Here is a 19,690-nt window from a genome sequence, read left to right as displayed (position 1 = left end):
CGGCACCATGACGGCCATGACCGCACGCTACTGCTCGCTGCCGCGGCAGCCCGCCCCCGTGCTCGCACCGGGGCTGGCCGCCGAGCGCGTCGCCGCGCTCGTCGGCGGGCAGCGGATGTGGGTCAACGGAACCGTGCTGCACTACTGCTTCCTCGGGGGCGACGTCGACACCTCGGTGGTCCCGATGCCGGGTGCCGGCCGGCCGCGGCGGGGTTCGTGGGTCGGGACCGAGGAGCAGCGGGACGTGGTGCGCGACTGCTTCCGGGAGTGGCGGGACCTAGGCATCGGGCTCGACCTCACCGAGGTCCGCGACCGGTCGGAGGCGGAGCTGCGCATCGGCTTCGAGCCGGGCGACGGGTCCTGGTCGGCGGTGGGCAAGGACGCGCTCCGGGTCGGTCTCAACGACCGTACGATGAATTTCGGCTGGGACCTGACCGCCCCGGGCGAGCGTGCGACGGCCCTGCACCAGATCGGGCACGCGCTCGGGATGCTGCACGAGCACCAGAGCCCGTTCGCCGGCATCCTCTGGGACGACGAGGCCGTCTACACCGAGCTGGCGGGCCCGCCCAACCACTGGAGCCGGGAGCGGACCTTCGACAACATTCTGCGCAAGCTCGACGGCGACGAGGCCAACGCCCCCGTCTGGGACCCGCAGTCGATCATGGAGTACCCCTTCCCGTCGGGTCTGATACTGGAGCCCGAGCACTACCGTTCCGGCCTGCACCCGCCCGGTGTCCTCTCCGCCGCCGACAAGGAGTTCGCCCTGCGCTGGTACCCGCCCACCGGCCGGCCCGGTCCGCTGGTGCCCTTCCGCTCGGTGCCGCTGGGTCTCGGCCCCGGTGAGCAGGCCGACTTCCGGGTGGATCCGCCGGAGACCCGCGAGTACACCGTGGGCACCTTCGGCGACAGCGACGCCGTCGTCGTCGTCTTCGAGGAGCGGGACGGCGTGCCCCGCTACTTCGCCGGACAGGACGACGGGGGAAGCCCCCGCAACGCCACTGTCAGGGCCCGTCTCGTCAAGGGCCGCCGCTATGTCGTCCGGGTGCGCCTGTACTCCTCGTGGGGTGCGGGCGAGACGGCGGTCATGTACTGGTGACCGCACGGCTCGCAGATGCCCGGGCGCCGTGGCCGTGAACCGGCGCCGGGGGCCGGCCGCGGAACGTCTCCTTCGGGGGTGGGCGGACGTTCCGCGGCCCACGCCGTGTCCGCCGCTGGGGGGCGGCGGGCACGGCCATGCGTCCGAGGGGTACACGGCGGAGGGAACCGGTGCCCCAAGTGAAAAGGGCCTCCGCGAGCTTCCGCCCGCGAAGACCCTTCGCACACCGTCGGGACGACAGGATTTGAACCTGCGACCCCTTGACCCCCAGTCAAGTGCGCTACCAAGCTGCGCCACGTCCCGGTGCGCGATCCGTGTTCTGCGTGATCGCGCTGGTCAACCCTACCCCATCCGGTGATCACATGACGAGACGGCTTTGCGCTGCCTCGCCCACCAGGCGTTACCTCGCACGGTGCGTACCGAAAGAACTCAGCGAGCGGAACGAAACGAATCCCTGGGCGACGACGTGAGCGGCGACCGCTCCGCGCGGCGTGCCGTCACCGTCTTCCCGGTCCTGGTCCTCCTGGCCGGCGCGCTCGGCCTGCTGCTGCCCGGGAGTTTCACCGGGTGGGGCGAGGCGGTGCCGTACCTGCTGGGTGTCGTGATGTTCTGCATGGGCATCACCATGACCCCGGAGGACTTCCGCGGGGTCGTGCGGCGTCCCTGGGCGGTGGCGCTGGGGCTGGTCGCGCACTACGTCATCATGCCGGGGCTCGGCTGGGCCGTCGCCCACCTGCTCGACCTGCCCCCGCAGCTCGCCGCCGGCGTGATCCTGGTGGGCTGCGCGCCCAGCGGTACGGCGTCCAACGTGGTGACCTACCTGGCCCGCGGCGACGTCGCCCTGTCGGTCTCGGTGGCCACCGTCTCCACGCTGGTCGCGCCGCTGGTCACCCCGCCGCTGACGCTGCTGCTGGCCGGCGAGTACCTCCCGGTGGACGCGGGGTCCATGGTCACGGACATCCTCAAGACGGTGCTGCTGCCGGTGCTCGCGGGCGTCGTCGTACGGCTCCTCGCGGGACGGTACGTGCAGCGGGCGCTGCCGGCGCTGCCCTGGCTGTCCGCGCTGACCATCGCCGTGATCGTGGCGGTGGTCGTGGCGGGCAGCGCGGACGCCATCAAGTCGGCCGCCGGGCTGGTCTTCGTCGCGGTCGTGCTGCACAACGGCCTCGGACTCGCCCTCGGTTACGGCGCGGGGCGCCTGGGCCGGCTGGGCGAGCCCGGCAGCCGCGCGATGGCCTTCGAGGTCGGCATGCAGAACTCCGGCCTCGCCGCGTCGCTGGCCACCGCCCATTTCAGTCCCCTCGCCGCCCTGCCGGCCGCGGTCTTCTCCGTCTGGCACAACGTCTCCGGTGCGGTGGTCGCCGCGTGGCTGTCGCGGCGGGGACCTGCGGGCGGCTGAGCGGGCAAGCGCCGTTTCGTCGGCCGATGCCGTCCGACTGCGGGTGCCGTGTGGCTGGTCGCCGTCTCGTCCCCGGCCGGCCGTGCGAACGGCCGCTGACGTTTGTCCTGTCAAAAGGTTGACAGGATGCGGACGTCCGCCCAGGGTGGCCGGGACAGAACACGCTGGACAGATCACGGACGGATCCGGAGAGGTGTGCTCATGGTGGACGCGCTCGGTGTCGCGGTCGTCGGTTTCGGCTGGATGGGACGGGTGCACACCCAGGCGTACGCCCGCGTCCGGCACCACTACCCGCACCTCGCGCTGCGCCCCGAGCTGGTGACGGTCGCCGAGGAGGTGCCGGGGCGGGCCGAGGAGGCCGCCGCGCAGTTCGGGTTCGCCTCGACCACCCGCGACTGGCGCGAGGTGGCCGCGGATCCGCGTGTCCGGGCGGTCAGCATCACGGCGCCGAACTTCCTGCACCGCGAGATCGCCGTGGCGATGGCCGAGGCGGGCAAGCACATCTGGATCGAGAAGCCGGTGGGGCTGACCACCCGGGACGCCCGCGCGGTGGCGGACGCGGTGGCCAAGGCGGGGGTGCAGGGCGCGGTCGGCTTCAACTACCGCAACGCGCCCGCCGTCGAAGCGGCCCGCGACCTGATCGCCGCCGGCGAGATCGGCGCCGTCACCCATGTGCGCATCCGGCTCTTCAGCGACTACGCCGCCCATCCCGAGGGGGCCCTGACCTGGCGGTTCGAGCGGGAGCGCGGCGGCAGCGGAGTACTGGGGGATCTGGCCTCGCACGGGGCCGACCTGGCCCGGTTCCTGCTCGGCGAGATCTCGTCCCTGACCGCGGACACGGCCGTCTTCCTGCCCGAGCGGGCCCGCCCGACCGTGGCCGCGGCCGGTCACTCCCGGGCGGCGGGCGGCGAGCCGGGACCGGTCGAGAACGAGGACTACGTCGGCTGCCTGCTGCGCTTCGCCTCCGGCGCCCGCGGGGTCCTGGAGGCCTGCCGGGTCTCGGTCGGCGAGCAGAACAACTACGGCTTCGAGGTGCACGGCACCACCGGGGCGGTGTACTGGGACTTCCGGCGCATGAACGAACTGGGCGTCAGCCGCGGCACGGCGTACCAGGACCAGCCGGTCAGCACGGTCTACGTCGGCCCCGAACACGGCGAGTTCGCGGCCTTCCAGCCGGGCGCGGCCAATGCCATGGGGTACGACGACCTGAAGGTGGTGGAGGCCCACCGCTTCCTGCGCTCGATCGCGGAGGGCACCCCGTACGGCGCCACCCTGGCGGACGCCGTGCACAGCGCGGCCGTCCTGGACGCGATGGCGCGCTCGGCGGAGCGCGGCACCTGGGTCAGTCCCGAGCCGGCCGGGTGACGGCGCGGCGGCGGGCCGGCCCGCGCCATCGGGCCGGAACTTCACGATCGTCCCGCTGTCACCCGCTCCGCGCCACCCTCTCGAGGAGCGCCCGGAAGGTGCCCGGGAGCCGGCCGGTGACGCGCCGGACCGTGTCGGTGACGCGGTCCTCCGCGCCGTCGGCGATGGCCCGGTCCAGGCCGGCCAGCATCGCGGCGAACTCCCTTGGCACCTCCGCCGTGAGGCGATCGCGCATCTGCTCGTAGGACAGACGGCGGTGGGCCACCGACCGACCGGTGACCTCGGTGACGACCGCGGCGATGTCGTCGTGGCTCAGTGCCTCGGGTCCGGTGAGGACGAGATCGGTGTTGGGTGCCTGCTCGTCGGTCAAGGCGCGGACGGCGACGGCCGCGATGTCCTCGGCGTCGACGAAGCCGACCCGACCGCTTTCGGTGGCGGTCCGGATGACGCCCTCGTCGCGGATGCTGCGCGCGTGCGCGTGTGTGCCGGTGAAGTTCTGCATGAACCACGAGGGCCGCAGGACCGCCCACTGTCCGAAGAGACCGGGCAGGGCCCGGTGCACCGCACCCACCGCCGGGCCGCCCTCCGCGACGGCCGAGGAACTCAGCAGGACCGCACGCCGCACGCCGGCGGTGCGGGCCCGGCGGAGGAACGGCAGCATGGTCGCCGCGGGGTCCGAGTCGCCCACGGGCGGTACGAGGTAGACGCGGTCGGCGCCGTCGAGGGCGGCCGCGTGGGTGGCGGGGTCGTACCAGTCGAAGCGGACCGGCTCGGCACCGGCGACCGGGACGGCCCGGCGGCTTGCGGCCCTGACGCGGTGGCCCTCGGCCGTCAGTCGTGCGGCGCTGCGGCTGCCGGTGGTGCCGGTGGCACCGATGACCAGTGTGGTGCCGCTGGTGGTCATCGGCCGCTCCCGGTGAAGTCGGCGCCGGGCTGCTGGGCGGCGAGGGGGTTCCAGTAGTCGCGGTAGGAGGTGATGCGCCCGTCTCGGACGGTCACGACGGCGATGTAGGTCATGTCGAAGGGAGCGCCGCTCTCCACCAGCCGGCCGACGCCGCGCATCTCGACCACGACGGTCTGTGGATCGGTGGTCTCGTGGATCCGCAGCTCGGGGAAGTCGTGCAGGTCGATGTGGTCGGGGTAGTGGCGCATGTAGGCGGCGACGGCCTCCCTGCCCTCCAGGCGCTTCGGCCGGCCTTCGGGGGCGAAGGGGAACTCCATGAGGCCGTCCTCGGCCCACAGGGCGACCCACGCGGGGATGTCCTTGTCGAGCAGCAGTCTCAGGCTGTGGCGGTACAGGTCCGCCGGGGAAGTCGGTGCGGACATGGGTATCCTGTCTCTCGAGCAATCCGGACCTCTGGTCCGCTTTGACGATACGGACCGCTAGTCCGCTTTGCAAACGGAGGTGGCATGCCCGAGCGCACGCCCCGCAAGGACGCCGCTCGCAACCGGGAGGCCGTGCTCGCGGCCGCCGACGCGCTCTTCGCGCGCTGCGAGAGCCCCGAGGACGTCACCATGGCCGGGATCGCCGCGGCGGCCGGCGTTGGCAAGGGCACGCTCTTCCGGGGCTTCGGCGATCGCGCCGGACTGCTCCGCGCGCTGTACGAGGCACGGCTCGAACCGGTCAGGCAGGCCGCCGAGACCGGCCCACCGCCCCTGGGCCCGGCGACCCCGCCGCAAGAGCGCGTACCCGCCCTGCTCGATGCCGTCCTGTGCTTCAAACTCGACAACCGGCGCCTCGCGCTCGCCCTGGAGGAGGACGGGAGCAGCAGCCCGTACCGGGCGGAGCACTACGAGCGGTGGCACAGCCTGCTCCGAGCCGTGCTGGAGCAGATCCCCGGCCTGACCGGCAGCGACTTCACCGCCCACGCCCTGCTCGCGGCCACGCGAGCCGACCTCGTGGAGCACCTGGCCGGAGCAGAGCAGGTGCCGCGGGAAAGACTGCGGTCGCAGTTGGCGGACTTCGTCACCGGCGTTCTGGCCTCCGGTCCACCGCAGGGGCGGACCGCCGGAACATGACCGACCGGGGCCTCCGGCGCAGGCGGAAGGTCGCCCCGTTACCGGTGGCTTCCGTCCGGGCTCACTCCGAGCGGCATGTTGTGCGGGGTGACGACCTGGATCGCCGACGGCCGCGCCGGACCGGCGGGTGGCAGGGCGCCATGGGCCCGCATCACGTGGCGGCAGGCCTCGCGCAGATCCTGGCGCAGATCGTGGTGGAGGACGACGGACAGGCGCCGCTCGCGCAGCAGCCGGGTGTTGTCCTGGTCGAGGTCGTGGGCGACGAACACGTCGCAGGGGCGGCCGAGATCCGCGAAGGCGCGCAGGGTGGCGATGTTGCCGCCGCCCATCGAGTAGACCGCCCGGATGCCGGGATCGCCTACCAGCGCGGCGCGGACCAGGTCGTACTGGGTGGCGTCCAGGCCCTGTCCCTCGGCGATCTCCACGAGGGCCCGCGCCGGGTGGCGGGCCCGCATGACGCCGCGGAAGCCCATCTCGCGCTCCTCCTCGTTGCGGAAGAAGCCGCTGCTGAGGCTGGTGAGTACGTTGCCGGGACGGTCGCCGAGCCACTGGCCCATGAGGTAGGCGGCCGTCGCGCCCGCCGCCCGGTCGTCGATGCCGACGTACGCCACCCGGGTACTGGCGGGCAGGTCGGTGGCCAGGGTGACGACGGGGACGCCCGCGTCGCTCAGCCTGCTCACGGCGGCCACCACCTCGGGGACGTCCGGGGCCTTGAGGATCACCCCCTGGGAGCCGCGCCGGGCGATCCGGTCCAGGGTGTCGGTCAGGCCGCCGGCCGGGCCCGTCTCGCGGAAGTGGAAGCGGCAGCGCACCACGGCGGGGTGCAGGGCGGGCAGTTCGGCCTCCAGCGCGGTCCGTACGGCGGTGGAGAAGCGTTCCGGCGCCTGCATCACGATGTCGCACATGAACGTGCGGCCGACCAGCCGGACCTGGGTGCGCTGGCGGTCCAGGTCGGCGATGGCCCGGCGCACCTCGTACGCGGTGCTCTCGCGCACCCCGCCGCGGCCGTTGAGGACCCGGTCGACGGTGGCCTCGCTCAGGCCCGCCTGACGTGCGATCTCCCGGATCGGGAAGGGGTGCCCCATGACCGGCTCCTCGGCTGCGTCGGCGCGGCACGTCCTGAGGGGTTTTTGATGGCCGCCTGCTGGTTGTTCGACACGTTTGTCAGGACAAGAATGACAGCACCAGGTCGCCCCTGTCAGCGAAAGGACGACGATGTCCGCAGCGCCCGTCGCCGCCGGCCGTGCCCATCTGTCCGAACGCGACTGCGATCTCGGTGCCTTCCGCGCCCTCGTCGAGCGGCCGACCGACCCGGCCGCCTACCCGAGGGCCGCCGCCGTGGAGCGAAACGTCCTCCTGTACGACGCCGGAAGGCTGCGCGACGACGCGGGGACGGCGGCCGAACTCGTCCACGCCCTCGCCGACGGTCCCGGCATCGTGGTCCTCAAGAGCGCCTTTCCGGACCCGGCGGTGGTCGACCGGGCCACCGCCGTGTTCGACGCGCTGATCGACGAGCAGCGTGCCTCGGGTGCCGCCGCCGGGGACCACTTCGCCGCGCCCGGGGCCAACGACCGGGTGTGGAACGCCCTGGAGAAGGCGGCCCTGCACGACCCCGAGGCGTTCGCCGACTACTACGCCAACGACGCCCTGTCCCTGGTGGCCCGGGCCTGGCTCGGCCCCGGTCACCAGGTCACCTCTCAGATCAACGTGGTCAACCCGGGCGGCGCCGCCCAGACGGCGCACCGGGACTACCACCTGGGTTTCCTGTCCGCCGAAGGCGCGGCCGCCTACCCGGCGCACGTGCACCGCCTCTCCCCCGTGCTCACGCTCCAGGGCGCGGTCGCGCACTGCGACATGCCCGTGGAGTCGGGCCCCACGCTGTACCTGCCGCACTCGCAGAAGTACGAGCCGGGCTACCTGGCCTGGCGGCTGCCGGAGTTCCGGGCCTACTTCGAGGCGCACCACGTGCAGCTGCCCCTCGCCAAGGGCGACGCGGTCTTCTTCAATCCGGCCCTGTTCCACGCGGCGGGCGCCAACCGGTCGTCGGGCATCCGTCGCATGGCCAACCTGCTGCAGATCTCCTCGGCCTTCGGCCGCGCCATGGAGACGGTGGACCGGGAGGCGGTGGTGAACGCCGTCTACCCGCTGCTGCTGAGGCGGAAGGCCGAGGGCGCGGGCGAGCGGTGGCTGGAGCAGGTGGTCGCCGCGAGCGCGGAGGGATATCCCTTCCCCACGAACCTCGACCGGGACCCGCCGGTCGACGGACTGGCCCCGCCCTCCCAGGCGGACCTCGTACGGCGGGCGCTGCGCGAGGAGTGGACACCCGAGGCGCTGCGCGCGCGGCTGCGGGCGGGCCGCGAACGACGAGAGAGCCGGTGAACGGCACCGCGGGGGCACGGACCCCGGCGCGGACACCCATCACCACCCCACGCAAGGAGCAACGGAGCACATGCGTATCGGAATCCTCGGCCTCGGCCGCATCGGTGCCTTCCACGCCGAGACCCTCGCCGGACTCGACGCCGTCGACTCGCTGGTCGTCGCCGACCCGTTCGCGGACGCCGCGCGGGCCGCCGCCGAGCGGTTCGGCGCCGAGGTCGCGGACTCCCCCGAGGCGGTACTGGCCGCGAGGGCGGACGGTGTGGTGGTCGCGGCGGCGACCGACGCCCATCCGGGTCTGATCCTCGCCGCCGCGGAGGCCGGCGTGCCGGTCTTCTGCGAGAAGCCCGTCGCCCGCACCATGACGGAGGGCGTCGAGGTGCTCAAGGCGCTCGCGGGCCGGGACGTGCCCGTCCAGATCGGCTACAACCGCCGCTTCGACGCCGGGTTCGCCGCCGCGCGGGCGGCCGTGCTGGGCGGTGAGCTGGGCACGCTGCACACCGTACGGTCGACCACGCTGGACCCGGCGCCGCCGCCCGCCGCGTACGTCGCCGCCTCCGGGGGCATCTTCCGGGACTGCTCGGTGCACGACTTCGACATCATCCGCTGGGTGACCGGGCGTGAGGTGAGCGAGGTGTACGCCGTCGGCGGCAACCGGGGCGCCGACTTCATCCGGGCGGTGGGCGACGCGGACACCACGGGCGCGATCCTCACCCTGGACGACGGAACCATCGCCGTGGTCTCCAACAGCCGCCACAACGCCCGCGGTTACGACGTACGCATGGAGATCCACGGCTTCGACGACTCGATCGCCGTCGGCCTGGAGGACAAGCTGCCGCTGCGCTCGGTGGAGCCGGGCACGACCTTCCCGGCCGGTACTCCGCACGACTTCTTCATGGACCGCTTCGCCGCCGCCTACCGGGCCGAGCTGACCGCGTTCACCGAGGTCGTGGCCGGTACGCGCACCTCCCCCTGCACGATCGAGGACGCGCTGGAGGCGGGCTGGATCGCCGAGGCGTGCGCCCTGTCGCTGCACGAGCACCGTCCGGTGACGATCGCGGAGGTGCGGCGGGGCTGACGGGGCGCGGGCCGCTACGGGCCGGCGGGCTGCTCGGTCAGCTCGCCGGCTCGCTGATGTTCACCATCCAGGGGACGCCGAACCGGTCCGTGCACATGCCGAAGACGTCGCCCCACATCTGCTTCTCCAGGGGCACGGCGACGGAACCGCCGGCGGACAGCTTCTCCCAGTAGCCGCGCAGCTCGGCCGCGTCGTCGCCGCTGAGGCTCACGGAGAAGTTGCTGCCCGGCCTGTACTCCATCCCGGGCGGGGTGTCGGAGGCCATCAGGGTGAAGCCGCCCGAGGTCTCCAGCATGGCGTGCATGACCTTGTCGGCGTACGCGGGGTCCGGCATGCCGGACTCGCCGAACGTGTTCAGCGCCAGGCTGCCGCCGAACACCTGCTCGTAGAACTCCATCGCCTGTCGGGCGTCGCCGTCGAAGCTGAGGTACGGGTTGAGACGCGAGGTCATGGCTGCCTCCCGGAACGGGACGAGATGCGGTCGTCAGTGCTCGCACGCTAGCGCGCGGCACTGACAACGGCCCGCCGAGCGGCGCACCGGCGGTACCCTGCCCGCCGGTGGGGCCGCTTCAGGCGCCGCAGGACCGCAGGAACTTCCGGGTGCGCACCGCGATGGGCAGCGGCTTGTCCGGCTCACAGGGGTACATGTCCTGCTCGACGATGGCGAACAGGTCCACGCCGAGTTCCTGGGCCGCCGTGAGCACCGGGCCCAGCTCCGGCACGCCGCCCGGTGGCTCGCACATCACGCCGCGCTGCACGGCCGGTCCGAACGGCACCCCGCCCTCCCGCACGCCGGCGAGGATCTCCGGGTCGACCTGCTTGAGGTGGAGGTAGCCGATGCGCTCGCCGTAGGTCTCGATCAGCTTGACGCTGTCGCCGCCGCAGTAGGCGTAGTGGCCGGTGTCCAGGCAGAGGTTGACGAGGTCGGAGTCGGTGGCGTCGAGGAAGCGCTCCACGTGCTCCTCGGTGTCGATGTGGGTGTCGGCGTGCGGGTGGACGACGATGTCCAGGCCGTAGGTGTCCCGCACCTCGCGGCCGAGGCGTTCCATGCCCCGGGTGAGGTGGGTCCACTGCTCGCCGGTCAGCTCCGGCGGCTCCAGGATCTCTGCGGTCTTGTCGTCGCGCCAGAAGGACGGGATGACGACGAGGTGCTTCGCGTCCATGGCCTGCGTCAGGGCGGCGACGCGGCCGACCTGCTCCCGGGTGGCGTCCCATTCGGAGGGGCCGCGGTGCAGCCCGCAGAAGATGGTGCCCGCGGAGACCTTGAGGCCGCGCCGGGTCACCTCGTCGGTGAGCCGGGCGGGGTCGGTGGGGAGATAGCCGTAGGGGCCCAGCTCGATCCAGTCGTAGCCGGCCTCGGTGACCTCGTCCAGGAACCGTTCCCAGGGCACCTGCCGGGGGTCGTCGGGGAACCAGACGCCCCAGGAGTCGGGGGCCGAGCCGACGCGGATGCGGTCGAGGGCAGAGGGCATGCTCAGGCCTTCCCTTCGGCGGTGCCGGGTGCGGTGCTGTCGGACGGGACGCTCTCGCTCTGGTCGGTCCGGTCGGTCTTGCGGGCCTTGTCGGCAGTATCGGGCGTGGTGGCCCTCGCCGCATCGCCCGGGTCGTCGGGCAGCGCCGCGAGGTCGACGCCGCCGACCTGGGCCAGTTCGTGCTTGAGGGCGGCGAGTTCCGCCCCGCCCGCCATGTGGTTGGTGAGTTCCTCCAGGGTGATGTCGGCGCGGGCGGCGCTGAGTTCGAGGGTGCCCAGGCGCAGCACGCTGAAGTGGTCGCCGACCATGTAGGCGTGGTGGGGGTTGTGGGTGATGAAGACGACGCCGAGGCCGCGCTCGCGGGCGGCCGCGATGTACTTGAGGACCACGCCGGACTGCTTGACGCCGAGGGCGGCGGTGGGCTCGTCGAGGATGAGGACGCGGGCGCCGAAGTAGACGGCGCGGGCGATGGCGACGGACTGGCGCTGGCCGCCGGAGAGCGTGCCGATGGGCTGTTCGAGGTCGTCCAGGACGATGCCCATGTGGCGCAGTTCCTCGTCGGCGGTCCGCTTCATGCGGGCGATGTCGAGGCGGCGCACGGGCCAGGGGCCCTTGGTCATCTCGGAGCCGAGGAAGAAGTTGCGCCACACCGGCATCAGTGGGACGGTCGCGAGGTCCTGGTAGACCGTGGCGATGCCCCGGTCGAGGGCGTCGCGCGGGCTGGCGAAGCGCACCGCCTCGCCGTCGACGAGGAACTCGCCCTCGGTGTGCTGGTGCAGTCCGGAGATGATCTTGATGAGGGTGGACTTGCCGGCCCCGTTGTCACCGAGCACGCAGGTCACTCTGCCGGGGTGGACGGCGAGGTCGACGCCGTGCAGGGCGCGGATGTTGCCGTAGGACTTGCCGGTGCCGCGCAGTTCGACGAGCGGACGGCCGCGCTCGGGTGTTGGGTCGGCGAGAACGGCGCCGTGGGTACCGGGGGGCTGTGCGGTCCCGGGGGTCTTGCCGGTCATTGCGGTCACCTCCGGGTCGCGGCGCGGCGGACGTACAGGTTGATGAGGACGGCGCCGAGGAGCATCGCGCCGAGGAAGGCCTTGAACCAGTCGGGGTTCCAGCCCGCGAAGACGATGCCCTGGTTCACCATGCCGAACATGAAGGCGCCGAAGACCGGGCCGATGGCGGAGCCGTAGCCGCCGGTGAGCAGACAGCCGCCGATGACCGCCGCCGCGATGTAGATCAGCTCCTGGCCGACGCCCTCGCCGGACTGCACGGTGTTGAAGGAGAACAGCTGGTGCATGCCGACGAACCAGGCGCCGAAGGCGACCAGCATGAACAGCGTGATCTTGGTGAAGGTGACCGGCACGCCGACCGCGCGGGCGGACTCCTGGCTGCCACCGACGGCGAAGATCCAGTTGCCGTACTTGGTGCGCAGCAGCACCCAGGTGGCCAGGGCGGCGAAGACCAGCCACCACACGACGGTGATCTTCACCTCGATGCCGCCGACGTCGAAGGACGAGGCGAACAGCGCCTTGGCCTGGTCGAAGCCGTCCATGTCGCTGATGTCGTCGGTGGCGACGTTGCCGGTGACGAGCCTGGTGACGGCGAGGTTGACGCCCTGGAGGACCAGGAAGGTGGCCAGCGTCACCAGGAAGCTCGGCAGGCCGGTCTTCACCAGCACCCAGCCGTTGAAGGCGCCGACGGCGAGCGAGGCGACCAGGGCGACGACGACGCCCATCCAGACGTTCATGGTCAGCTGGTAGCTGAGCATGCCCGCGGTGAGCGCCGAGGTGACCACGGCGACACCGGCCGACAGGTCGAACTCGCCGCCGATCATCAGCAGGGCGACGGGCAGCGCCATGATGCCGATGGTGGACGACTGGTACAGCACCGTCGCCATGGAGCCGCCGTCGCGGAGCGTGGGCGCGGCGATCAGGAAGAAGACGAACACGGCGACGGCGCCGAGGAAGACCCCGACCTCGGGCCGGGCGAGCAGCCGCAGCGCCACGTGGCGCTCACGGGTCCGCCCGTCGGTCTCCTCGGGGCCGGGAGCCGGCGGTGTGGTCACCGCCGGCTCAGCCTGGCTGGCCATGCTCATCACCGAGTGCCCTTCGAGGCGAACTCGGCGACGGCCTTGACGTTGGACTTGTCGACGAAGGCCGGGCCGGTCAGCACCGGCTGCTCACCGCCGCCGCTGTAGTTTCCGTTGTTCTTGTAGAGCCACAGTCCGTCGATCGCCAGGTAGCCCTGGAGGTAGGGCTGCTGGTCGACGGCGAACTCGATGTCGCCCTTCTCGATGGCGCCGGTCAGTTCCTTGTTGAGGTCGAAGGTGGCGACCTTGGCCTTGCTGCCGGACTCGTCCACCGACTGCACGGCGGTCATGGCGAAGGGGGCTCCGAGCGTGACGACGTGGTCGATGGCGCCGTCCTGCTGCAGCTTGGCCGTGACCGTCGACTTGACCGAGGGCTTGTCGGCGCCGTTGACGTACAGGTTCTCCACCGAGCCCTCGAACGTCTTCTTCAGGCCGTCGCAGCGCTGGGTCAGGCCGACGTTGCCCTGTTCGTGGATGACGCAGAGGGCCTTCTTCGAGCCCACCTCGTTCAGCTTCTTGCCGAACGCCTCGCCCGCCACGCTCTCGTCCTGGCCGAAGAACTCCATCAGGCCGAGCTTCTTCCAGTCCGCCAGACCGGAGTTGAGCCCGACCACGGGTATGCCGGCCTTCTCCGCCTTGGCGAGGACGCTGCGCAGGGCGTCCGGCTTGGCGAGCGTGACGGCGATGCCGTCGACCTTCTGGTCGATCGCGTTCTGCACCAGGTTGGCCTGGTTGCCCGCGTTGGGGTCGGCGGAGTAGACGAGCTTGACGTTGTCCTTGTCGGCGGCGGCCTGGGCGCCCTTGCGGACGATGTCCCAGAAGGTGTCGCCGGGCGCCTGGTGGGTGACCAGGGCGACGGTCATGCGGGGGGTGTTCGCCTTGCCCGCGGAGGCACCCGAGTCGCCCTCGTCGTCGGCCTTCTTCCCGCCCGAGCTGCTGGAGCAGCCGGCGAGGGTCAGGGCCGCGGCGGCGGCGAGGGCCACGGCGGGGGCGAATCTGCGGGAGCGGGCGTGCGAAGAGCGGTCCATCTTTTCCTGCACCTCACTGTGCGACTGTGCGACGGGAGAGCCGTGTGCCTGACCCGAGTGCCAGACCCGAGAAGAATGGCTGTTGCTGCGCTGGGACCGGATACAAGTCCTTGAGACGCCCACTGTCAATACTTTGTCAAGACATCATTTCACTCACAGGTCCGAATGTAAGTACAAAGTCTTGACAGCGTCGTCCAGGAGTCATACACCTGGGAGGCGGCAGGCCCCCGCCCAGCCCGAGGAGCGTCGCACATGGCCGAGTCAGTCCCGCGTTTCGATCTGATCACGATGGGCCGCATCGGGGTCGATCTCTATCCTCTGCAGACGGGCGTACCCCTGGCGGAGGTTGAGACCTTCGGCAAGTTTCTCGGCGGTTCGGCCTCCAACGTGGCGGTCGCCGCCGCCCGGCTCGGCCGTACCGCGGCCGTCATCACCCGCACGGGCGACGACCCCTTCGGCGGCTATCTGCACGGCGCGCTGAAGGAGTTCGGCGTCGACGACCGCTGGGTCACCCCGGTCGCCGCCTACCCGACCCCGGTGACCTTCTGCGAGATCTTCCCGCCGGACGACTTCCCGCTGTACTTCTACCGCCGCCCCAAGGCGCCGGACCTGGAGATCCACCCGGAGGAACTGGACCTGGACGCCGTCCGCGCGGCCTCGATCTTCTGGATGACCGGCACCGGGCTGAGCGAGGAGCCGAGCCGCACGGCGACGCTGGCCGCCCTCGCCCACCGCGCGAAGTCCGGCACCACGGTCTTCGACCTGGACTGGCGCCCCATGTTCTGGGCCGACCCGGACCGGGCCCGCCCGTACTACGCCGAGGCGCTCGCGCACGCGACCGTCGCGGTCGGCAACCTGGACGAGTGCGAGATCGCCACCGGCGTGCGCGAACCCCGCGCCTGCGCCGACGCGTTGCTGGCGGCCGGAGTGGAACTGGCCGTCGTCAAGCAGGGCCCGAAGGGCGTCCTCGCCGTGCACCGCGACGGCCGGTCGGCCGAGGTGCCACCGGTCCCGGTCGAGGTCGTCAACGGCCTCGGCGCGGGCGACGCGTTCGGCGGCTCCCTGTGCCACGGTCTGCTCTCCGGCTGGGAGCTGGAGCGGATCATGCGGTACGCCAACGCGGCCGGCGCCCTCGTCGCCTCCCGTCTCGCCTGTTCCTCCGCGATGCCCACCGGGGCGGAGGTCGACGACCTCCTCGCGCGAGCCACTCCCTGAACGGAGCTACGTCTTGTCCCCCAGCATCTCCAGCATCCCGGACCTCACCGCGGTCAGGGCCCGGCATCCGGAGGCGATCGCCGAGGCCGCCGCGCGCCGGGTGCGCCGACCGCTGATCGGCGACTCCGGCCGCCTGATGATCGTGGCCGCCGACCATCCGGCGCGCGGCGCGCTCGGCGTCGGCGACCGCCGGCTCGCCATGGCCAACCGGGCCGACCTGCTGGAACGCCTGTGCACGGCCCTGTCCCGGCCCGGCGTCGACGGGGTGCTCGCCACCGCCGACGTGCTGGAGGACCTGCTGCTGCTAGGGGTGCTGGAGAACAAGGTCGTCATGGGTTCGATGAACCGCGGCGGCCTCGCGGGCGCCGCCTTCGAGATGGACGACCGTTTCACCGGCCACCGCGCCGAGGACATCGCCCGCCTGCGCTTCGACGCGGGCAAGCTGCTGCTGCGCATCGACTACGACGACCCCGGCTCGCTGACCACGATGGAGGCGAGCGCCCGCGCGGTGGACGCCATGGCCGCACACGGACTGCCGCTGTTCGTGGAGCCGTTCATCTCCCGCCGGATCGACGGACGGGTCCGCAACGACCTGTCCGCCGAGGCCGTGACCCGCTCCGTCGCCATCGCCTCCGGCCTCGGCGGCACCTCCGCCTACACCTGGCTGAAACTGCCCGTCACCCGGAACCCGGACGACATGGCCGAGGTCCTGGAGACCTCCACGCTGCCCGCCGTGCTGCTCGGCGGCGACATAGGCGGCTCCCCCGCGGACCAGACCGCGGCCTACGAACGCTGGCGCAAGGCCCTGAGGCTGCCCACCGTGCAGGGCATGGTGGTCGGCCGCTCGCTGCTCTACCCGGCCGGGGGCAGCGTGGAAGAGGCAGTGGACACGGCCGTGGGACTGCTGTGAGTCAACCGAGGCGGAGGAGCAGGGGATGACCTATCACCTTCCGGCGGGCAAGGCCGCGGCCGACGGCCCGTACGTCGTGGACGTGACGCCCGAGAGCGCGGGCTGGGGCTACTCGAGCCTGCGCGTGGTGAACCTGCCCCCCGGCGGCAGCCACACCTTCGACAGCGGCGAGAGCGAGTGGATCGTCCTGCCGCTGAGCGGCGGCTGCACGGTCGGGGTCACCGACGACTCCGGCGAGGAGACCTTCCGGCTCACCGGACGCGACAGCGTGTTCAGCGGCGTCACCGACTTCGCGTACGCCCCCCGCGACGCCCGCACGACCCTGACGTCCCCCGGCGGCGGCCGGTTCGCGCTGACCGGTGCCCGCTGCACCCGCCGCCTGCCCGCCCGCTACGGCCCGGCGTCGTCGGTGCCCGTGGAGCTGCGCGGCACCGGGAACTGCTCGCGACAGGTCAACAACTTCGGCGCGGCGGGGACGTTCGAGTGCGACAGGCTGATCGCGGTCGAGGTGCTCACCCCGGGCGGCAACTGGTCCTCCTTCCCGCCCCACAAGCACGACGAGCACCGCCCCGGCGAGGAGTCGGTGCTGGAGGAGATCTACTACTTCGAGTTCGCGGCCCACGACGGCACCCCGGGCCTCGGCTACCAGCGCGTCTCCCCCTCCGGGCAGGGACGGGGCACGGACGTGCTCGCCGAGGTGCGCGACGGGGACGTCGTGCTGATCCCCGACGGCTGGCACGGACCGTCGATGGCGGTCCCCGGTCACCACATGTACTACCTCAACGTCATGGCGGGGCCGGAGGCCGAGCGCGCGTGGCTGATCTGCGACCACCCCGACCACGCCTGGGTCCGCGACACCTGGCCCGAGCAGCCGGTCGACTGCCGGCTCCCCCTCTACACCGCACCGGAGAGGTCCGCATGAGCGCCGCCGCCACCCGCCGACTGACCACCGCCCAGGCCCTGGTGCGCTTCCTGGCCGCGCAGTACACCGAACGCGACGGCGCGCGACGCCGGCTGATCACGGGCACCTGGGGCATCTTCGGCCACGGCAACGTGGCCGGCCTCGGCCAGGCGCTCGTCGAGTACCGCGAGGCGATGCCGTACCACCAGGGCCGCAACGAACAGGCCATGGTGCACGCGGCCGTCGGCCACGCCCGGCAGCTGGGCCGCCTGTCCGCGCAAGCGGTGACGACCTCCATCGGCCCCGGCGCCACCAACCTGGTCACCGGCGCCGCCCTCGCCACGATCAACCGGCTGCCGGTTCTTCTCCTCCCCGGCGACTACTTCGCCTCGCACGCCGTCGACCCGCTGCTCCAGCAGCTGGAGCACCCCGTCGAGGCCGACGCGTCCGTCAACGACGCCCTGCGGCCCGTGTCCCGCTACTTCGACCGGATCACCCGGCCCGAGGCGCTCCTCGCCTCCGCGCCGAAGGCCGTGCGCGTGCTGGCCGACCCGGCGGAGACCGGCGCGGTCACCCTGGCGCTGCCGCAGGACGTGCAGGCGGAGGCGTACGACTGGCCGGAGGAGTTCTTCGCCGACCGCGTCTGGCGGGTGCGCCGCCCCGCACCCGACCCGGCGGAGCTGGCCGAGGCCGTACGGGCGGTCCGCGCCGCCGCGCGCCCGCTGATCGTCGCGGGCGGCGGCGTCCACCACAGCGAGGCCGAGGACGCCCTGAGGGCGCTGGTGGACGCCACCGGCATCCCGGTCGCCTCCACCCAGGCCGGCAAGGGTGCCCTGCGCCACGACCACCCGGCCGACCTCGGCGGCATCGGCCACACCGGCACCGCGGTGAGCGACGAACTCGCCCGCAGAGCCGACCTGGTGATCGGCGTCGGCACCCGCTACTCGGACTTCACCACCGCCTCCGGCACCCTCTTCCAGCACCCGGACGTCCGTTTCCTGAACCTCAACATCACCGCCTTCGACGCCCACAAGCTCGCCGCCGGCACCCTGGTGTGCGACGCGCGGGCCGGGCTCACGGCGCTGACGGAGGCGCTGTCCGGCCACCGCGTGGACGCGGCGTACGAGTCGGAGTACCGCGCGGGGAAAGCCCGTTGGGAGGAGAAGGTCGAGGCCGCCTTCCGGGCCGAGGACGACGGCGCGGTGCCGACCCAGACGCAGGTGCTGGGCGCGCTCGACGCGGTGGTCGGCGACGAGGACGTGGTGATCAACGCGGCCGGCTCGCTCCCCGGCGACCTGCACAAGCTGTGGCGGGCCAGGTCCCCGCGCCAGTACCACCTGGAGTACGGCTACTCCTGCATGGGCTATGAGATCCCGGCCGCGCTCGGCGTCCAGCAGGCCGCGCCCGGCACCCCCGTGTGGGCCCTGGTGGGCGACGGCACGTACCTGATGAACCCGACGGAGATCGTGACGGCCGTGCAGGAGAACCTGCCGGTGAAGCTGGTCCTGGTGCAGAACCACGGCTACGCCTCCATCGGCGGCCTGTCCGAGTCGGTGGGCGCCGAACGCTTCGGCACCGACTACCGCCACCGCGTCGCCGACGGCTCGTTCACCGGGGCCCCGCTCCCCGTCGACCTCGCCGCCAACGCGGCCAGCCTCGGCATGGACGTCCTGCGCGCCAAGACGGTGCGGGAGCTGCGCGAGGCGCTGGCGACGGCCCGGGCGGCGACCCGCCCGACGTGCGTGTACGTCGAGACGGCGCCCCCGTCGGCCGCGCTGCCGGCCCAGGCCTGGTGGGACGTGCCGGTGGCCGAGGTGTCCGCCCGCGAGGCGGCCACCGACGCGCGCAAGGCCTACGAGCGCGCGCTGGCCGACCGCCGCCACCACCTCTGACCCTGCCTCCGCCGCCCGCCCCGACAGCCAGTCACCCATCCAAGGGAGGTACGTCCATGGCGAATTCCGGCGACCCCGCACGTGCCGTGACCGCCCCCGCGACCGGCACCCTGGACTTCGCCCTGGACCGCGGCAGTCCGGTGCCGCTCTACTACCAGCTGGCCCAGCAGCTGGAGGCGGCGATCGAACACGGCGTGCTCGCGCCGGGAAACCTGCTGGGCAACGAGGTCGATCTCTCCGTCCGCCTCGGCCTGTCCCGGCCGACCGTCCGCCAGGCCATCCAGTCGCTGGTCGACAAGGGGCTGCTGGTGCGGCGGCGCGGGGTCGGCACCCAGGTGGTGCACAGCCAGGTCAAGCGCCCGCTGGAACTGAGCAGTCTCTACGACGACCTGGAGGCGGCCGGGCAGGGCCCCGGCACCCGGGTGGTGCGCAACGAGCGCGTTCCGGCCGCAGCCGAGGTCGCGGCCGCCCTCGGTGTCGCGGAGGGCACCGAGGTCACCGTCCTGGAGCGGCTGCGCCTCACCCACGGCCAGCCGGTGGCGATGCTGTGCAACCACCTTCCGGCGGACCTGCTGGAACTCGACGACGCCCGGCTGGAGTCGACCGGCCTGTACCGGATGATGCGCGCGTCCGGCATCACCCTGCACAGCGCCCGGCAGACCGTCGGCGCCCGCATCGCCTCCCGGGAGGAGGCCGAGCGCCTCGGCGAGGCGGAGGGCGCCGCGCTGCTCACCATGCAGCGCACCGCCTACGACGACACGGGGCGGGCGGTCGAGTACGGGACGCACGTCTACCGCGCGTCCCGGTACGCGTTCGACTTCCAGCTGCTGGTCAGGAACTGACCGGACGA

General features: G+C 72.4%; 19 protein-coding genes and 1 tRNA gene. 11 read left to right on the top strand and 9 right to left on the bottom strand.

All coding sequences use genetic code 11. The features are described from left to right. Positions 1-16 precede the first annotated feature (16 nt). Complete coding sequence (locus AB0P07_RS10560) at positions 17-1,096, top strand: hypothetical protein (RefSeq protein ID WP_365547954.1); 1,080 nt, start codon at positions 17-19, stop codon at positions 1,094-1,096. A 229-nt stretch (positions 1,097-1,325) separates the two neighbouring features. Here the strand turns inward: AB0P07_RS10560 and AB0P07_RS10555 are convergent. Further along, positions 1,326-1,399 (bottom strand) — tRNA-Pro (locus AB0P07_RS10555). 109 nt (positions 1,400-1,508) lie between these two features. On the opposite strand from AB0P07_RS10555, the gene AB0P07_RS10550 reads away from it, so the two are divergent. Further along, a complete protein-coding gene (locus AB0P07_RS10550; protein WP_365547952.1) occupies positions 1,509-2,495 on the top strand; it encodes a bile acid:sodium symporter family protein in 987 nt (328 codons plus the stop codon). Between the two features lie 201 nt (positions 2,496-2,696). Then, complete coding sequence (locus AB0P07_RS10545) at positions 2,697-3,860, top strand: Gfo/Idh/MocA family oxidoreductase (RefSeq protein ID WP_365547949.1); 1,164 nt, start codon at positions 2,697-2,699, stop codon at positions 3,858-3,860. Between the two features lie 58 nt (positions 3,861-3,918). On the opposite strand, the gene AB0P07_RS10540 is transcribed toward AB0P07_RS10545, so the two are convergent. Beyond that, positions 3,919-4,764: an NmrA family NAD(P)-binding protein gene (locus tag AB0P07_RS10540; RefSeq protein ID WP_365547946.1), complete on the bottom strand. Its 846-nt coding sequence runs from the start codon at positions 4,762-4,764 to the stop codon at positions 3,919-3,921. After that, positions 4,761-5,186, bottom strand: coding sequence for a nuclear transport factor 2 family protein (locus tag AB0P07_RS10535; RefSeq protein ID WP_365547943.1), 426 nt, complete (start codon positions 5,184-5,186; stop codon positions 4,761-4,763). Before AB0P07_RS10535 ends, AB0P07_RS10540 begins: the two co-directional genes overlap by 4 nt. Before the next feature lie 84 nt (positions 5,187-5,270). Here AB0P07_RS10535 and AB0P07_RS10530 point away from each other — a divergent pair, with 84 nt between their 5' ends. Next, positions 5,271-5,879 carry a TetR family transcriptional regulator gene (locus AB0P07_RS10530; RefSeq protein ID WP_365547940.1) on the top strand — a complete coding sequence of 203 codons (609 nt, stop codon included), beginning with the start codon at positions 5,271-5,273 and terminating at the stop codon, positions 5,877-5,879. Between the two features lie 38 nt (positions 5,880-5,917). On the opposite strand, the gene AB0P07_RS10525 is transcribed toward AB0P07_RS10530, so the two are convergent. After that, positions 5,918-6,964 (bottom strand): LacI family DNA-binding transcriptional regulator, encoded by a 1,047-nt coding sequence (locus AB0P07_RS10525; protein ID WP_365547937.1) that lies wholly within the window; start codon positions 6,962-6,964, stop codon positions 5,918-5,920. A gap of 130 nt (positions 6,965-7,094) precedes the next feature. Between AB0P07_RS10525 and AB0P07_RS10520 the strand changes: the two genes are divergently transcribed. Together AB0P07_RS10520 and AB0P07_RS10515 are read left to right on the top strand one after the other, a co-directional pair. Beyond that, positions 7,095-8,258 (top strand): phytanoyl-CoA dioxygenase family protein, encoded by a 1,164-nt coding sequence (locus AB0P07_RS10520; protein WP_365547934.1) that lies wholly within the window; start codon positions 7,095-7,097, stop codon positions 8,256-8,258. 70 nt (positions 8,259-8,328) lie between these two features. After that, positions 8,329-9,333, top strand: coding sequence for a Gfo/Idh/MocA family oxidoreductase (locus AB0P07_RS10515; RefSeq protein ID WP_365547932.1), 1,005 nt, complete (start codon positions 8,329-8,331; stop codon positions 9,331-9,333). Between the two features lie 37 nt (positions 9,334-9,370). On the opposite strand, the gene AB0P07_RS10510 is transcribed toward AB0P07_RS10515, so the two are convergent. The 5 genes from AB0P07_RS10510 to AB0P07_RS10490 all read right to left on the bottom strand — a co-directional run bounded on the left by AB0P07_RS10510 (position 9,371) and on the right by AB0P07_RS10490 (position 13,922). Continuing rightward, positions 9,371-9,784, bottom strand: coding sequence for a VOC family protein (locus AB0P07_RS10510; RefSeq protein ID WP_365547929.1), 414 nt, complete (start codon positions 9,782-9,784; stop codon positions 9,371-9,373). Positions 9,785-9,902: 118 nt separating this feature from the next. Continuing rightward, entirely contained in the window at positions 9,903-10,805 is a 903-nt protein-coding gene (locus tag AB0P07_RS10505; protein ID WP_365547927.1) for a sugar phosphate isomerase/epimerase, read from the bottom strand. 2 nt (positions 10,806-10,807) lie between these two features. Further along, on the bottom strand, positions 10,808-11,818 hold the full coding sequence (locus AB0P07_RS10500; RefSeq protein WP_365547924.1) for an ATP-binding cassette domain-containing protein: 1,011 nt from the start codon (positions 11,816-11,818) through the stop codon (positions 10,808-10,810). 5 nt (positions 11,819-11,823) lie between these two features. Beyond that, positions 11,824-12,900, bottom strand: a complete 1,077-nt coding sequence (locus AB0P07_RS10495) for an ABC transporter permease (RefSeq protein WP_365547921.1) — start codon at positions 12,898-12,900, stop codon at positions 11,824-11,826. Beyond that, on the bottom strand, positions 12,900-13,922 hold the full coding sequence (locus tag AB0P07_RS10490; RefSeq protein WP_365547918.1) for a sugar ABC transporter substrate-binding protein: 1,023 nt from the start codon (positions 13,920-13,922) through the stop codon (positions 12,900-12,902). The genes AB0P07_RS10495 and AB0P07_RS10490 overlap by 1 nt, the downstream gene beginning before the upstream one ends. Positions 13,923-14,174: 252 nt before the next feature. Between AB0P07_RS10490 and iolC the strand changes: the two genes are divergently transcribed. Genes iolC through AB0P07_RS10465 form a run of 5 tightly spaced genes read left to right on the top strand, consistent with a single transcriptional unit; the run spans position 14,175 to position 19,682 of the window. After that, positions 14,175-15,137, top strand: coding sequence for a 5-dehydro-2-deoxygluconokinase (iolC, locus tag AB0P07_RS10485; RefSeq protein ID WP_365547915.1), 963 nt, complete (start codon positions 14,175-14,177; stop codon positions 15,135-15,137). 13 nt (positions 15,138-15,150) lie between these two features. Then, complete coding sequence (locus AB0P07_RS10480; protein ID WP_365547912.1) at positions 15,151-16,047, top strand: deoxyribose-phosphate aldolase; 897 nt, start codon at positions 15,151-15,153, stop codon at positions 16,045-16,047. A gap of 25 nt (positions 16,048-16,072) precedes the next feature. Then, positions 16,073-16,969, top strand: a complete 897-nt coding sequence (gene iolB, locus AB0P07_RS10475) for a 5-deoxy-glucuronate isomerase (RefSeq protein WP_365547909.1) — start codon at positions 16,073-16,075, stop codon at positions 16,967-16,969. Continuing rightward, positions 16,966-18,840: a 3D-(3,5/4)-trihydroxycyclohexane-1,2-dione acylhydrolase (decyclizing) gene (gene iolD, locus AB0P07_RS10470; RefSeq protein WP_365547906.1), complete on the top strand. Its 1,875-nt coding sequence runs from the start codon at positions 16,966-16,968 to the stop codon at positions 18,838-18,840. Before iolB ends, iolD begins: the two co-directional genes overlap by 4 nt. A gap of 56 nt (positions 18,841-18,896) precedes the next feature. Then, positions 18,897-19,682: a GntR family transcriptional regulator gene (locus tag AB0P07_RS10465; RefSeq protein ID WP_365547903.1), complete on the top strand. Its 786-nt coding sequence runs from the start codon at positions 18,897-18,899 to the stop codon at positions 19,680-19,682. The last annotated feature ends 8 nt before the right edge of the window (positions 19,683-19,690 follow it).

The sequence above is a fragment of the Streptomyces sp. NPDC085944 genome (genome assembly GCF_040686295.1).
Lineage (GTDB): Bacteria > Actinomycetota > Actinomycetes > Streptomycetales > Streptomycetaceae > Streptomyces > Streptomyces salinarius.
The sequence above is the reverse complement of the archived record's forward strand: the minus strand, read 5'-3'. Positions and strand labels throughout refer to the sequence as shown.

Bases quoted from the DNA above. Each gene is read 5' to 3' on its own strand.
- iolC (WP_365547915.1), top strand. From the start codon at position 14,175: ATGGCCGAGTCAGTCCCGCGTTTCGATCTGATCACGATGGGCCGCATC.
- iolB (WP_365547909.1), top strand. From the start codon at position 16,073: ATGACCTATCACCTTCCGGCGGGCAAGGCCGCGGCCGACGGCCCGTAC.
- AB0P07_RS10530 (WP_365547940.1), top strand. From the start codon at position 5,271: ATGCCCGAGCGCACGCCCCGCAAGGACGCCGCTCGCAACCGGGAGGCC.
- AB0P07_RS10490 (WP_365547918.1), bottom strand. From the start codon at position 13,922: ATGGACCGCTCTTCGCACGCCCGCTCCCGCAGATTCGCCCCCGCCGTG.
- AB0P07_RS10535 (WP_365547943.1), bottom strand. From the start codon at position 5,186: ATGTCCGCACCGACTTCCCCGGCGGACCTGTACCGCCACAGCCTGAGA.
- AB0P07_RS10560 (WP_365547954.1), top strand. From the start codon at position 17: ATGACCGCACGCTACTGCTCGCTGCCGCGGCAGCCCGCCCCCGTGCTC.
- AB0P07_RS10465 (WP_365547903.1), top strand. From the start codon at position 18,897: ATGGCGAATTCCGGCGACCCCGCACGTGCCGTGACCGCCCCCGCGACC.
- iolD (WP_365547906.1), top strand. From the start codon at position 16,966: ATGAGCGCCGCCGCCACCCGCCGACTGACCACCGCCCAGGCCCTGGTG.
- AB0P07_RS10515 (WP_365547932.1), top strand. From the start codon at position 8,329: ATGCGTATCGGAATCCTCGGCCTCGGCCGCATCGGTGCCTTCCACGCC.
- AB0P07_RS10525 (WP_365547937.1), bottom strand. From the start codon at position 6,964: ATGGGGCACCCCTTCCCGATCCGGGAGATCGCACGTCAGGCGGGCCTG.
- AB0P07_RS10520 (WP_365547934.1), top strand. From the start codon at position 7,095: ATGTCCGCAGCGCCCGTCGCCGCCGGCCGTGCCCATCTGTCCGAACGC.
- AB0P07_RS10500 (WP_365547924.1), bottom strand. From the start codon at position 11,818: ATGACCGGCAAGACCCCCGGGACCGCACAGCCCCCCGGTACCCACGGC.
- AB0P07_RS10545 (WP_365547949.1), top strand. From the start codon at position 2,697: ATGGTGGACGCGCTCGGTGTCGCGGTCGTCGGTTTCGGCTGGATGGGA.
- AB0P07_RS10495 (WP_365547921.1), bottom strand. From the start codon at position 12,900: ATGAGCATGGCCAGCCAGGCTGAGCCGGCGGTGACCACACCGCCGGCT.
- AB0P07_RS10510 (WP_365547929.1), bottom strand. From the start codon at position 9,784: ATGACCTCGCGTCTCAACCCGTACCTCAGCTTCGACGGCGACGCCCGA.
- AB0P07_RS10540 (WP_365547946.1), bottom strand. From the start codon at position 4,764: ATGACCACCAGCGGCACCACACTGGTCATCGGTGCCACCGGCACCACC.
- AB0P07_RS10505 (WP_365547927.1), bottom strand. From the start codon at position 10,805: ATGCCCTCTGCCCTCGACCGCATCCGCGTCGGCTCGGCCCCCGACTCC.